General features: G+C 66.7%; 11 protein-coding genes and 1 riboswitch. Of the genes, 3 read left to right on the top strand and 8 right to left on the bottom strand.

Annotation, left to right across the window (positions count from 1 at the left end):
• Positions 1–26 precede the first annotated feature (26 nt).
• Complete coding sequence (mmsB, locus tag RW112_RS16895) at positions 27–929, bottom strand: 3-hydroxyisobutyrate dehydrogenase (RefSeq protein WP_317782867.1); 903 nt, start codon at positions 927–929, stop codon at positions 27–29.
• A gap of 160 nt (positions 930–1089) precedes the next feature.
• Here mmsB and RW112_RS16890 point away from each other — a divergent pair, with 160 nt between their 5' ends.
• Entirely contained in the window at positions 1090–1989 is a 900-nt protein-coding gene (locus RW112_RS16890) for a LysR family transcriptional regulator (protein ID WP_317782950.1), read from the top strand.
• Positions 1990–2040: 51 nt separating this feature from the next.
• Here the strand turns inward: RW112_RS16890 and RW112_RS16885 are convergent, their stop codons facing one another.
• The 4 genes from RW112_RS16885 to RW112_RS16870 form a co-directional block, all read right to left on the bottom strand.
• Positions 2041–3159 (bottom strand): zinc-dependent alcohol dehydrogenase family protein, encoded by a 1119-nt coding sequence (locus RW112_RS16885; protein ID WP_317782866.1) that lies wholly within the window; start codon positions 3157–3159, stop codon positions 2041–2043.
• Positions 3160–3176: 17 nt separating this feature from the next.
• Positions 3177–4586 (bottom strand): MFS transporter, encoded by a 1410-nt coding sequence (locus RW112_RS16880; protein WP_317782865.1) that lies wholly within the window; start codon positions 4584–4586, stop codon positions 3177–3179.
• A gap of 172 nt (positions 4587–4758) precedes the next feature.
• Positions 4759–5913, bottom strand: coding sequence for a homoserine O-acetyltransferase MetX (metX, locus tag RW112_RS16875; protein ID WP_305940303.1), 1155 nt, complete (start codon positions 5911–5913; stop codon positions 4759–4761).
• 12 nt (positions 5914–5925) lie between these two features.
• Positions 5926–6041: riboswitch (SAM riboswitch) on the bottom strand.
• Positions 6042–6132: 91 nt separating this feature from the next.
• Positions 6133–7449: a bifunctional o-acetylhomoserine/o-acetylserine sulfhydrylase gene (locus RW112_RS16870; RefSeq protein ID WP_317782864.1), complete on the bottom strand. Its 1317-nt coding sequence runs from the start codon at positions 7447–7449 to the stop codon at positions 6133–6135.
• 241 nt (positions 7450–7690) lie between these two features.
• Between RW112_RS16870 and RW112_RS16865 the strand changes: the two genes are divergently transcribed.
• Positions 7691–8329: a VOC family protein gene (locus RW112_RS16865; protein ID WP_305940301.1), complete on the top strand. Its 639-nt coding sequence runs from the start codon at positions 7691–7693 to the stop codon at positions 8327–8329.
• Between the two features lie 159 nt (positions 8330–8488).
• Here the strand turns inward: RW112_RS16865 and RW112_RS16860 are convergent, their stop codons facing one another.
• Complete coding sequence (locus RW112_RS16860; RefSeq protein ID WP_317782863.1) at positions 8489–9256, bottom strand: CPBP family intramembrane glutamic endopeptidase; 768 nt, start codon at positions 9254–9256, stop codon at positions 8489–8491.
• Between the two features lie 118 nt (positions 9257–9374).
• On the opposite strand from RW112_RS16860, the gene RW112_RS16855 reads away from it, so the two are divergent.
• On the top strand, positions 9375–10055 hold the full coding sequence (locus tag RW112_RS16855; RefSeq protein WP_317782862.1) for a histidine phosphatase family protein: 681 nt from the start codon (positions 9375–9377) through the stop codon (positions 10053–10055).
• 21 nt (positions 10056–10076) lie between these two features.
• On the opposite strand, the gene hutI is transcribed toward RW112_RS16855, so the two are convergent.
• Both hutI and RW112_RS16845 read right to left on the bottom strand, forming a co-directional pair.
• A complete protein-coding gene (hutI, locus tag RW112_RS16850) occupies positions 10077–11279 on the bottom strand; it encodes an imidazolonepropionase (protein WP_317782861.1) in 1203 nt (400 codons plus the stop codon).
• An 11-nt stretch (positions 11280–11290) separates the two neighbouring features.
• Positions 11291–12418, bottom strand: coding sequence for an FAD-dependent oxidoreductase (locus tag RW112_RS16845; RefSeq protein ID WP_317782860.1), 1128 nt, complete (start codon positions 12416–12418; stop codon positions 11291–11293).
• Positions 12419–12447 lie beyond the last annotated feature (29 nt).

Here is a 12447-nt window from a genome sequence, read left to right as displayed (position 1 = left end):
AGTCCTTTTCGTGAAAACGGCTGCGGTTAGTTGGAGGCTTCGAGCGAGCCGTCGACGAGCTTGATGATCATCGAGCAGTCCTTCCCGGACTGCCCGGAGTCGATGAGGCGCTGGAAGAGGGTCTGCACGTGCTCGCCGATTTCCAGTGGAGTGCCGGTGTCGCGGGCGGCACTGATGGCCAGTCCGATGTCCTTGTTGGCGAGCTCGGTGGTGAACGTGGGGGCGAAGTCGTTGTTGGAGGCAGCGGTGGGAACGACCCCGCCCACCGGGTACCAGGTCCGCAGCGCCCAACTGTCCCCCGACGACACCGAGGCGATGTCCCAGAAGACCTGCTTGTCCAGGCCCAGGCGCTCGGCGAGCACTGCGCCTTCGGCGGTGGAGGCCAGATTGATGAAGAGCATCAGGTTGTTGCAGATCTTCGCCGCCTGCCCCGTGGTGGCGCCGCCGGTGGGGATGATGTTGGACGCCATGGGACGGATATATTCCGTGGCGTCCGCGACGGCGCCTGCCTCCCCGCCGATCATGAAAGTCAGGGTTCCGGCCTTCGCCCCGCTCATGCCGCCCGAGACCGGGGCGTCCACGAAGCGGAAGCCGGCGGCAGCGGCGGCGTCGTGCAGTGCCTGCGCGGACGCGATGTCGATGGTGGAGGAATCCACCAGCAGCGTGCGGGTATCGGCATGGGCCAAAACACCGTCCTCGCCCAGGTAGACGGCCCGGGCGTGCTCGCCCTTCGGCAGCATGGTGAAGACGACGTCGGCGCCGTCCACCGCGGCGGCAATGCTCGCCACCGGCTTCACTCCGCCGGCTTCGGCAGCAGCCACGGCCTCGGGGTTGAGGTCGAATCCGCGAACGTCATGGCCGGCCTTTGCCAGGTTTGCCGACATGGACCCACCCATGTTTCCGAGACCGATCCAAGCGACTACTGCCATGGTGAAAGCTCCTTTGCTTCGTGTACCAGCCGATATTGCTGGATGTTCCGTGTCAACGATCACACCCTGTTACAGTGCAATCAAGGGGAAAAACTACAGAGCGCATGTGCATGGATGCACATTGACCGGGAGGCTGAACGATGGAAAAGAACCAGTGGATTTGAACCGGCTGCCGAGTCCCGATGACCTGCTGATCCTGCTGACAGTGGCCAGGCTGGGCCGGTTCAACGCCGTGGCCGAGACGCTGGGCACCACGCATACCACCATCTCGCGCCGGATCCTGGCACTGGACAAGCAGCTCGGCGGACGGACGCTGGAGCGCAGCCCGCACGGTTGGGAACTGACCGAACTGGGCAGCCAGGCCGTTGCCGCCGCCGAGGCGATTGAGTCGACGCTCGGCTCCCTGGCCGGCACCATCAGCAACGGCGAACATTCCCTGTCCGGACTGGTCCGGATCAGCACATCCGATGGATTCGGCGCGGAATTCGTGACCCCGGCACTGGTCCGCCTGCAGCAGGAGAATCCGCTGCTGAACGTCGAGATGCTCAGTGCCACCCGCAAGGCCAGCCAAAACCGGTCCGGCGTGGACCTGGAAGTGGTGGTTGGCCGGATGGAGGTCACCAACGCCCAGCCCATCTTCCTCACCAACTACTTCCTGCGGCTTTACGCCAGTCCGGCCTATGTCCGCGCCCGCGGACTTCCCGCCGCCCTGGACGACGTCCGGGATCACGGCTTTGTCTCCTACGTTGAGTCAGCACTGCAGGTGGCGGAACTCGGGCACCGGTCATCGCAGCTGCCCGCGCCGAAATTCAGCTTCCAGGCCACCAGCATCTTCGCCCAGGTGGAGGCGGTCCGGCTCGGCGCGGGCATCGGCCTGTTGCCGAACTTCATGGTGGCAGACAATCCGGACTTCGTGCCCGTGCTGCCCGAGTTGTTCCAGCGCCAGCTTCCCATCTGGGCGGTGGCGCGTCCGGAGTCGCTGCGCTCGGCGTCGGTCCTTGCCGTGGTGGAGGCGCTTAAAGCGGAAGTGTCAGGCCGCCGGGAACTCCTGGCGGCCTGACACTGGCCTCGACTGACACTAGCCTCGCCCGATCCTAGGCCCGGCCTCGTCCTAGGCCTGGAACAGCCGGCGCACCACCCGGCCCGCGGCGAGGGCATCGAGGCCCTCATTGATTTCCGCCAGAGGCCGGGTGTCCGTGTGCAGCAGCTCCACCGGAAGCCGCCCGGCCCGCCAGTGGTCAAGGTACAGCGGAATATCCCGCTCCGGAACGGCATCCCCCATGTAGGACCCAAGGAGCCGCTTCCCGGCTCCGGCGAACTGCAGTGCCTTTACCGTCAGTTCCGCAGAGGGTTTGGGCAGACCGACAGAGACGACGGCGCCGCCCCGCGTCACGAGGTCCAGGCACGAGGCGATCACCCCTGCGGATCCCACCGCCTCGACGGCAACGTCCACACCGTCGCCGGTTGCCTCGGCGACCAGCCGGGCGGCGTCGTCGGGATTTCCCACTGCCGTGGCGCCGCAGTCGAGGGCGAGCTGGTGCTTATCTTCGTTGGGGTCGATGGCAATGACGGCGGCGGCGCCCGCGAGTGACGCCGCCATCACCGCGGACAGTCCGACGGCGCCGAGCCCGAAGACTGCCACGGACTGCCCCGACGTGACCGCCGCCGTGTTCAGCACGGCGCCCATTCCGGTAAGTACGGCGCAACCGAACATGGCCGCGACGGTGTCCGGGACGTCGTCGCCGATCACCACCACGGACTCCCGCGCCACCACGGCGTAGTCGGCAAAGGCCGAGACGCCGAGGTGGTGGTTGATCCGCTCCCCCGACGGCGTCCGCAGCAGCGCTTCCCCGTGCAGCAGGTCCCCCGAGCCGTTGACCTCGGCGGCGCGGTGGCACAGGGCCGGGCGGCCGGAGCGGCACGCCCGGCAGTCGCCGCAGCTTGGAACGAAGACGAGCACCACGTGGTCCCCCGCCGAGACGTCCCGGACGCCCTCCCCCACTGCCACGACCCGTCCCACGGCCTCGTGTCCCAGCGCCATGGGCAGCGGCCGGACCCTGGAGCCGTCCACCACCGAAAGATCCGAGTGGCACAGGCTGGAGTAGGTGATGGCCACTCCCAACTCGCCGGCCCGGGGTTCGGGCCGGTCGAGTTCCTGGACCACGAGCGGGCGGGCTTCGGTGTAGCTCGTTCCCGCGGGGACGGTGGAATAGAGGACTGCTGCTCGCATGGACACCTTCCTTGCCGCTACTTCTTGGCCGGCATCTCTTGGCTGTTTGCCTTGGATGCGGCCAGCAGGTCCGCCGTGCCCTGCGCATCCGCGGCATCCACGTCGTGCAGCGAAATCCCGCGGGTTTCCTTCAGCATGAAGACCGCGAACATGGTGACGAGGCACGCACCGAGCAGGTAGATCGCCACCGGAACGGAGGACTTGAAGTTGCTCAGCAGCGCTGTGGCGATGATCGGGGCCAGTGAACCGGCGACGATCGAGGTGACCTGGTATCCGAGTGACACACCGGAGTAGCGCATCCGCGTCGGGAACATCTCAGCCATGATCGCAGGCTGGCCGGCATACATCAGCGCGTGGAACAGGAGGCCGATGGTGATGGCAGCCAGGATGACCAGATCGTTCTTGGTGTCCATCATCGGGAAGGCGAAGAAGCCCCACGTGCCGCCGAGGACTGCGCCGGCCATGTAAACGGGCTTGCGTCCGAAAGCGTCCGAGAGCTTGCCGACCATCGGAACGGCGCAGAAGTGGATGAAGTGCGCCACCAGGAGCAGCAGGAGGATCCTGGACGTGTCGGTCTGGACTACCACCTTCAGGTAGGTGATGGAGAACGTGACCACGAGGTAGTAGAGGATGTTCTCAGCGAACCGCAGGCCCATGGCGGTGAAGACGCCGCGCGGGTAGCGGCGGAAGACCTCGGCAACGCCGTAGCCCTTGTTCTCAACCACAACTTCCTTGCGTGCCTCGAGGAAGATCGGCGCGTCCTGGACCTTGGTGCGGATGTAGTAGCCCACGATCACGATCACAGCAGAGAGCCAGAATGCGACCCGCCAGCCCCAGCTGAGGAAGTCGGCCGAGGACAGCGTCGAGGACAGCGTGAACAGTACGCCGGTGGCGAGCAGGTTGCCCATGGGCACCGCTGATTGCGGCCAGCTGGACCAGAACCCGCGGGACTTGCTGGGGCTGTGCTCGGCCACGAGCAGCACGGCGCCGCCCCATTCACCGCCGACGGCGAAGCCCTGCACGAACCGCAGGAACACCAGCAGTGCCGGGGCCCAGTAGCCGATCTGCTGGAAGGTGGGGAGGCAGCCCATCAGGAACGTGGAAACACCCACCAGGATGATGCTGAGCTGGAGCAGCTGCTTGCGGCCGAACTTGTCGCCGAAGTGGCCGAACACGATGCCACCGATGGGACGGGCCACGAAGCCCACAGCGTAGGTAACGAAGGCGGCAATGATCCCGTCCAGCTCCGTACCGGAATTGGGGAAAAACAACTTGCCGAAAACCAGGGTGGCCGCCGAAGCGTAGAGGAAGAATTCATACCATTCAACGACGGTGCCGGCCATGGAGGCCGTCACTACTTTCCTCAGCCCGGAAGCCTTGACATCAGTCTCATCTACTCGCCTTGCGGCGGAGTCGTGCGTGCTCATTGTGAACTCCTTCGGCGTCTCCGTCGACACCATGTGGACCATTCCGTAGCGGCCGCGTGTGATGTGCACCACCAACGCGCGCCGGTCCCCTAGAGTATGGACTCACATTGCCGCAGGCTCAACGCCATTTTCTGCAGAACAGCTCTGCAAAAACGCACATTTCGCCGGCGGACTATGCGAAGAAGTTCTGCCTCAGCTGCGCGCTGAGCTGGCCGATCTCGGTGAGGAAGCCGTCATGGCCAATGGGCGCATCGATGACGTGGACGGGGACGTCACCGGGGAGCGCTGCCGCGAGTTCGTGGGACTGTGCAGGGAAGTACAGCCGGTCCGTGTTCACTGCGGCGATGAAGAACTCAGCTTTGGCCTCCGCCAGTGCTTCCGTAAGCGGACCGCGTCCCCGGCCCACATCGTGGCTCATGAGGGCCTCGGTGATGGCGATGTAGCTGTTGGCATCGAAGCGGCGCACCAGCTTGGTGCCCTGGTAATCGAGGTAGCTCTCCACCTGGTAGCGGCCGCGCTCCCCGAGCGACACTGCCTGGAGCGGGGCTTCGCCGCCTTGCGGGCTGCGGCCGAACCGGGCTGCGAGTTCGTCGGCGGAGCGGTACGTAATGTGCGCAATCCTGCGCGCCAGGGCCAGGCCGGCCTCCGGTTCCGGACTGCCGTAGTAGTCGCCGTCGTTGAAGTTGGCGTCCTGGCGGATGGCGAGGGTCTGCGCCTGCGCGAACGCGATCTGCTCGGCGGTGCTGCTGGCGCCGCTGGCTATCACGCCGCAGCGCCGGACGCGGTCAGGGTAGGTCACGGCCCATTCCAGGGCGCGGGCTCCGCCGAGGGAGCCGCCCAGTACCGCGTACCAGCTTCCGATGCCCAGTGCGTCTGCCAGCCGGGCTTCGGCCGCCGTGGTGTCGCGCAGGGTCACCAGGGGAAAGCGCGAACCCCACGGCTTCCCGTCCGGGGCCGGGGTCGACGGGCCGGTGGAGCCATAACATCCGCCCAGGATGTTGATGGAGACCACGAAATACTTGTCCGTATCAACCGGGGCGCCCGGGCCGGCCAGCTGCTCCCACCAGCCTTCCTCGTCGCTGGCACCCCTGGTGACATGCGTGCTGCCGGTCAGGGCGTGCTGCACCAGCACGGCGTTGGAACGGTCCGGGTTCAGCGTTCCCCACGTTTCGTAGGCGAGTGTGACGTCCGGGAGGTGGCCGCCGGCTTCCAGGTCGAGTCCGCCGACGCTCAGGAACTTGACGGTACCGTCCGGGACGGGGGCGGTGAACGGCTCGTTGGGGCTGCTGGTTCCGGGTACACCGCTGCGGGTGACGGCAATCGTCATCTGAGGACCTCTTCTTCGCGCTTGCCTGCCGCCAACTGGCCGGCAGGCCAGGTCTTCACCCGGGGCACCCCGCCGCGGAAGGAGGGTTGCCGGCCAGCAAGCCGGGGCTGTCGCTGGCACTCATGACCTGTAGAGAGTCTACGAAATGCGTCGCCGCAATGGCGAAGATTGTGACAGCAATGTGACTCCCGGCGTCGACGACGCCGGGAGTCAGTGCGGTCAGTCGCCCTTGGCGGCGCGGAAACCGGCGTCGAGGTCGGCGATGATGTCATCGATGTGTTCGAGCCCCACCGAGAGGCGGACCAGGCCGGGGGTCACGCCCGCCACGGCCTGCTGTTCCGCCGTCAGCTGGCTGTGCGTGGTCGACGCCGGGTGGATGACCAGGGAGCGCACGTCGCCGATGTTTGCCACGTGGGAGTGGAGCTCCAGGGCGTCCACGAACCGCTTGCCGGCCTCCGCGCCGCCGGCGATGTTGAACGAGACGATCGCGCCGGTGCCCTTGGGCCCGTACTTGCGGCCGCGCTCATACCAGGGGCTGGACGGCAGGCCCGCGTAGGCGACGGATTCGACGTCGTCCCTGGACTCCAGCCACTCGGCGACGCCCACCGCATTGGCGACGTGCCGCTCAACGCGCAGGCTCAGGGTTTCCAGGCCCTGGGCGATGAGGAAGGCGTTGAACGGTGAAACCGCGGACCCCAGGTCGCGCAGCAGCTGGACGCGGGCTTTGAGGATGTAGGACAGGTTCGCGCCCAAGGCACCCTCCGCCCCGAGATCCCGCGCGTAGACAAGGCCGTTGTAGGTGGGGTCCGGGGTGTTGAAGCCGGGGAACTTCGCCGGGTCCTTGCCGAAGTCGAAGTTCCCCGAGTCCACAATCACGCCGGCGATGGCGCTGCCGTGCCCGCCAAGGTACTTCGTGGCCGAGTGCACCACAATGTCGGCGCCCCATTCCAACGGGCGGATGAGGTAGGGAGTGGACAACGTGTTGTCCACGATCAGCGGGACACCTGCCGCGTGGGCAACGCCGGACACGCCTTCGATATCCAGGACATCCTGGCGCGGGTTGGACACCACCTCGGCGAAGAAGAGCTTGGTGTTGGGCCGGACGGCGTCCTCCCACTGCTGCAGGTTGTCCGGATCCTCGACGAACGTCACGGTGACGCCGAACTTCTTCAGGGTGTGGGCCAGCAGGTTGTAGGTGCCGCCGTAAAGGCTGGGACTGGCCACCACGTGGTCGCCGGCTTCAGCCACGTTGAGGATGGCAAACGTTTCCGCGGCCTGGCCCGAGCTGAGCAGCAGCGCGGCCAGTCCACCTTCCAGGCTGGCGACGCGCTGTTCCACGGCGTCCTGGGTGGGGTTGCCGATGCGGGTGTAGATGGGTGCCAGTTCGGCCAGTGCGAAGCGGTTGGCGGCGCTTTCAGCGCTCGGGAACACGAACGACGTCGTCTGGTAGATGGGCAGTGCCCTGGCACCGGTGGCGCTGTCCGGCTCCTGGCCGGCGTGGATCTGACGGGTTTCGAATGACCATGCATTGGACAACGGGAAGCTCCTTCTGTGGAGGGCACCTGTGCCGGGGCAGGACCTGCCATGGCAGGGCCGGTGCCGCCAGGCGGTCCTGACCCGGACTCAGTGTAGGAACGGCTGAATGCGTGTGAACAGGTTTGTGACGAAGGACGTCGGCCGCGTTATTTCGGGCCCTCAGGCCGGACCGCAATGACATCCCACCACGGTTAGGGCACCCTTAGCTGAGAGCTCCATCACAAAGTGCCAAGATGATGGCATGCGCATGGATCACGTCTCTTACGCCTGTGAACAAGATGGCCTGGCTGCCACCACCGAACGTATTGCAACCGCCCTCGGCGTCGAAGCCGTGAAGGGCGGGGTACACCCCCGTTTTGGCACCCGCAACATGATTATCCCCCTCGCCGGGCACAAATACCTGGAGGTCGTGGAGGTCCTGGACCACCCGGCATCCGACAAGGCGCCATTCGGGCAGGCCGTACGTGCCCGCTCCGCGGCGGGCGGCGGCTGGATGGGCTGGTGCGTCGAAGTGGACGACCTGGCTCCGTTCGAAGAACGCCTTGGCCGCTCGGCTGTCAACGGCAACCGCAAGTTCCCCGACGGCCGCGAGCTCGTTTGGAAGCAGATCGGCATCCTGGGCCTCATCGCAGACCCGCAGGTGCCTTACATGCTCAAGTGGGAAGGCGACCCGGAGCTTCACCCGTCCAACGCCTACCCAAGCAACGTCAAGATGTCCAGCCTCACCATCGCCGGCTCGGCCGAACGCGTCACGGAATGGCTCGGTCAGCCGGTCGAGAAGCCCTTGGAGGATGTCGCGGTTGAATGGGTCGCCCCGAAAGGGACGCCGGGAATCCTTTCCGTCACCTTCGAAACCGCCTCCGGGGCAGTAATCATCTGATCCTGTTCCACCGTGTGGTCCGCTCCGGACCACAGGCAGCCTGTTGCCCCTGAACGGTGCCACACCAAAAACTTCGGCCGCTATCAGCGGGTGCCAACGACGTCACCCACCGATAGCGGCCGAATCCTTTTAACCCGGCTCAACCCAATTCAACCCGGCTTAACCCAGCCCGATGGCCTTGCCGAAGAGGCTGAAGCCGACGAAGGCCACGATGTCCAGCAGGGCGTGGGCAATCACCAGCGGCATCACCCGGCGGGTCCTGGTGTAGATCCAGGCGAAGACCACCCCCATGACGGCGTTGCCCAGGAACGGGCCGAAGCCCTGGTAGAGGTGGTAGCTGCCGCGGAGCATGGAACTTGCGAAAATGGCCAGCGGAACGCTCCATCCGAATTTTCCGAGCCGGTCCAGCAGGTACCCCACCACAATGACTTCCTCGACGATCCCGTGCCGCACGGCAGACAGGATCAGTACGGGAATGGTCCACCAGAAGGCGTCCAGCGCGCTGGGGATGATGGCGGTGGTAATGCCCAGGGCCCGGCCGGCGGCATAGAGCCCCAGGGACGGAATACCGATCAGCGCCGCGAGGCCCAGCCCCTGCAGCAGGTCCTTGCCGGGACGGGCAAAATTGAACCCCAGCTTACGGAAGGCCGAGGCGCCGGACTCCCCCGCCGGACGGTGCTCGGTCAGGAAGTAGATCACCAGGACCACCGGCACCAGGGCGAACACAATGTCCAGGAGTTGATAGGTCAGGTCGAAGTATTCGCGGCTGCTCTGCGAGCGGTTGAGGGTGGAGGTCCCCTCCGCCAGGGGTGCGCGCGTCAACTTGTCCAGCAACTGCACCACGGAATACACGGCGGACTGCCCCAGCGACAGACCCAGGACAATCCAGACTTCGATGCGCAGACGACGGCGGGAGGGAACCAGCATGTTCCTATCTTGCCTTCACTTGCGGGTTCTTTCCTGTCCGCCGCCGCCGGACGCCCGCCCTTGCTGATGGAACGACGCTTCCGCCAGCCGGGCGGGCCGGGGCCTATGCTAGGAATTTATGAGTGCGCCCGACAAAATCATCATGATCCGGCACGGCCAGTCCGCCGCCAATTTCGACACCTCCATCTACAACCGGGTGCCGGATTACCGGATACCGCTGACGGAGCTCGGCGTGGCGCAGGCCCGGGCAGCCGGCGAGCGGATCCGCCGGCAGCTGGACGGACAGCAGGTGTGTGTTTACGTCTCGCCCTACCTCAGGGCGTACCAGACCCTCGAGGCGCTCAACCTGGGCCCGCTCATTGAACGTGTTATCGAGGAACCCCGCCTTCGTGAACAGGACTGGGCAAACTTCCAGATCGCCGGGGACATCGAGGACCAGAAGGAACTCCGGAACGCGTACGGGCACTTCTTCTACCGCTTCCGGGAAGGCGAATCCGGCTCGGACGTCTACGACCGGATCTCCTCCTTCATGGAGACGCTTCACCGGCACTGGGCACGGCCGGACTACGCACCCAACGCGCTCTTCGTGACGCACGGACTCACGATGCGCCTGTTCTGCATGCGCTGGTTCCACTGGTCCGTGGAATATTTCGAGTCCCTCAACAACCCGGACAATGCCGAGGTGCGGACCCTGGTGCGCACGCAGGTGGGCAAGTATGAACTGGACATGCCGTTCAGCCAATGGGAGGACCGCCGCGTGGACGAGACGGTCCTGGATGCACCTCCCATGGTGTTCTAGCCCTTCCCCGCTCCCGCGAGGTCAGCGGGCGCGGACTCCCGCCCGCCAGACGGCGTGGGTCAGCGGGATGCCCGGCCGGTAGGCCAGGTGGGTGGCGGAAGGGGCATTGAGCAGGTGCAGGTCCGCGCGGTGGCCGACGGCGATGGAACCCACCGCCCGTTCGCCGTCGACGTCGTTCCCCGACTCCCGGTGCAGCGCAAGCGCGCCGCCGTACGTAGCGGCGCGGACGGCTTCGTGGACGCTGAGCCGCATCTGCAACACGGCGGTGGTGACGCAGAACGCCATGGAGCTTGTGTAGGACGTGCCTGGGTTGCAGTTGGAGGCCAGGGCTACCGGCACGCCGGCGTCGAGCAGCTCGCGGCCCGGTGCCAGCGGCTGGCGGGTGGACAGGTCGCAGGCGGGCAGGCACGTGGCCACGGTGCCGCGCGTTCCGGAGCCCTGCCACCCGGACCAGCTGCCTGCCAGTGCGTCCACGTCCGCGGCGGACAGGTAATTGACGTGGTCCACGCTCGCCGCACCGAACTCCACGGCCAGCTGCACGCCCGGCCCTTCGCCGAGCTGGTTGCCGTGGACCCGCAGTCCAAGTCCTGCGTCCCGGCAGGCCCGCAGCACGCGGCGCGACTGCTCCTCGTTGAACGCCCCCTGCTCGCAGAACACGTCCGCCCAGGCGGCGTAGGGCCGGACCGCCGCCAGCATGGGTCCGCACACCAGGTCCGTGTATTCCCCGGCATCCGCGCCCGCCGGGACAAGATGGGCGCCGAGGTAGGTCACTTCGTCAGCCACGGTGGAGGCGATGCGCGCGCTGCGCGCCTCATTCTCGACATCCAGGCCGTAACCGGTCTTGGTTTCCAGGTAGGTGGTTCCCTGGGAGACTGCCTCGGCCACGCGGCCCAGGGCAAGCCGGGTGAGGTCGAAGTCGCTTGTCCCCCGCGTGGCGTCCGTCGTCACGGCGATGCCGCCGGCGCTGTAGCTCTCGCCCGCCATCCGGGCCTCGAACTCCGCGGTCCTGTCGCCGGCGAAGATCAGGTGGGTGTGCGAATCCACCCAGCCCGGGAGCAGCGCCCGGCCGCCGGCGTCCACGGAGTCGTCAGCGGCCGGGGCGGCCGTGGCCGGACCGAGCCAGGAGATGCGCTCCCCTTCGATCATCACGGCGGCATCCTTGAGGACGCGGTGCTCCGCGTCCTGGGTCATCAGCTCGGCAATATTGGTGATCAGGGTGCTCATGGGTCCATTCTTCAGTGCCGGATGGACCAGCGGGTGGCAGCCAGGGCCGCCGCTGTCCGGGATTCCGGACTGAACCCGGCCTCGCCGCCCCAGGCACTCTGCCCGGTGGACGGCCCGGCCAGGATCAGCTCTGCAGCCAGTTCCGCAATGCCGGAGGACGTCTGGAAGCCGTAACCGCCCTGTCCGGCGAGCCAGAAGAATCCGGTGGCTTCGGCGTCGAACCCCACGACGGGGACGCCGTCGGCAGCTTCCGTGCGCAGGCCGGTCCACGCGGATTTGACGCTCCGAATCCCCAGGGTGGTCACCGCGTTCAGCCGCGCCACGAGCGCCTCGACGTCGCCGGGGTACGGTTTCGCGTCCTCGGGGCCGCTCGGCACCGATTCCGACGGCGAAATCAGTACGTCGTTGCCTTCCCTGCGGAAGTAGAACGATTCGTCCGCCGCCGCCACCATGGGGCAGGACTCCGGCAAGGGATGCTCGACGTCGACAATCGCGGCGGTGCGGCGGTACGGCTGGAGGCCGAGCTTCTCCACGCCGCTGATCACGGCAAGTTCATCTGCCCAGGCCCCGGCCGCGTTGACCACGACGCCGGCCTGGAACCCTTCCTGGCCGGCCCCGAGCTCCCAGCTGGACCCCAGTCGCTGGGCCGAGTGGACCTTGGCGCCGGTGATGATGTCCACTCCGCCCGCCTCGGCCCGCTGCCGGTGGTCTTCCAGCAGCACGGGCGCATTGCAGGCGAACGAGCCGGTGTCCAGGCCGGCCGCGGTGAAGAAGCCGGGATCCAGCGCCGGGCACAGCTCCAGGGCCTCGGCATGGGAGATCCGGTGCATGTGCCCGCTGGCTTCCTCCCGGACGGTGTCTTCGTCCCCGATCAGCATGAAGCTGCGCGGAGACAGGACGGGCTCGGGCAACTCCGCATCCCGGGCCGCGATCAGCCCGAGCGTGCGGAGGGTGAGCTCCTGGACCACCACCGGGCCGTAACTGGGGATCAGTTGCCGGGCCGAGCGCGCTGACGTGTGGTACGCCAGGGACTGTTCGGCCTCGACGAGGGCCACACTGCATTTACCGGCCAGGGCCGAGGCAAGGGACAGTCCGGCAATGCCGCCGCCCACAATCACCACATCGTAATTTGCTGACATGACTACATCCTTGCACCCGTCAGGACGTC

It is taken from the genome of Arthrobacter sp. B10-11 (genome assembly GCF_033142195.1).
GTDB classification, from domain to species: domain Bacteria; phylum Actinomycetota; class Actinomycetes; order Actinomycetales; family Micrococcaceae; genus Arthrobacter; species Arthrobacter oryzae_C.
The sequence above is the reverse complement of the archived record's forward strand: the minus strand, read 5'-3'. Positions and strand labels throughout refer to the sequence as shown.

Excerpts from the sequence above, each read along its gene's own strand:
- RW112_RS16885 (WP_317782866.1), bottom strand. The coding sequence starts at position 3,159 with ATGCGAGCAGCAGTCCTCTATTCCACCGTCCCCGCGGGAACGAGCTAC.
- metX (WP_305940303.1), bottom strand. The coding sequence starts at position 5,913 with ATGACGATTGCCGTCACCCGCAGCGGTGTACCCGGAACCAGCAGCCCC.
- RW112_RS16845 (WP_317782860.1), bottom strand. The coding sequence starts at position 12,418 with ATGTCAGCAAATTACGATGTGGTGATTGTGGGCGGCGGCATTGCCGGA.
- RW112_RS16860 (WP_317782863.1), bottom strand. The coding sequence starts at position 9,256 with ATGCTGGTTCCCTCCCGCCGTCGTCTGCGCATCGAAGTCTGGATTGTC.
- RW112_RS16855 (WP_317782862.1), top strand. The coding sequence starts at position 9,375 with ATGAGTGCGCCCGACAAAATCATCATGATCCGGCACGGCCAGTCCGCC.
- hutI (WP_317782861.1), bottom strand. The coding sequence starts at position 11,279 with ATGAGCACCCTGATCACCAATATTGCCGAGCTGATGACCCAGGACGCG.
- RW112_RS16865 (WP_305940301.1), top strand. The coding sequence starts at position 7,691 with ATGCGCATGGATCACGTCTCTTACGCCTGTGAACAAGATGGCCTGGCT.
- RW112_RS16880 (WP_317782865.1), bottom strand. The coding sequence starts at position 4,586 with ATGAGCACGCACGACTCCGCCGCAAGGCGAGTAGATGAGACTGATGTC.
- mmsB (WP_317782867.1), bottom strand. The coding sequence starts at position 929 with ATGGCAGTAGTCGCTTGGATCGGTCTCGGAAACATGGGTGGGTCCATG.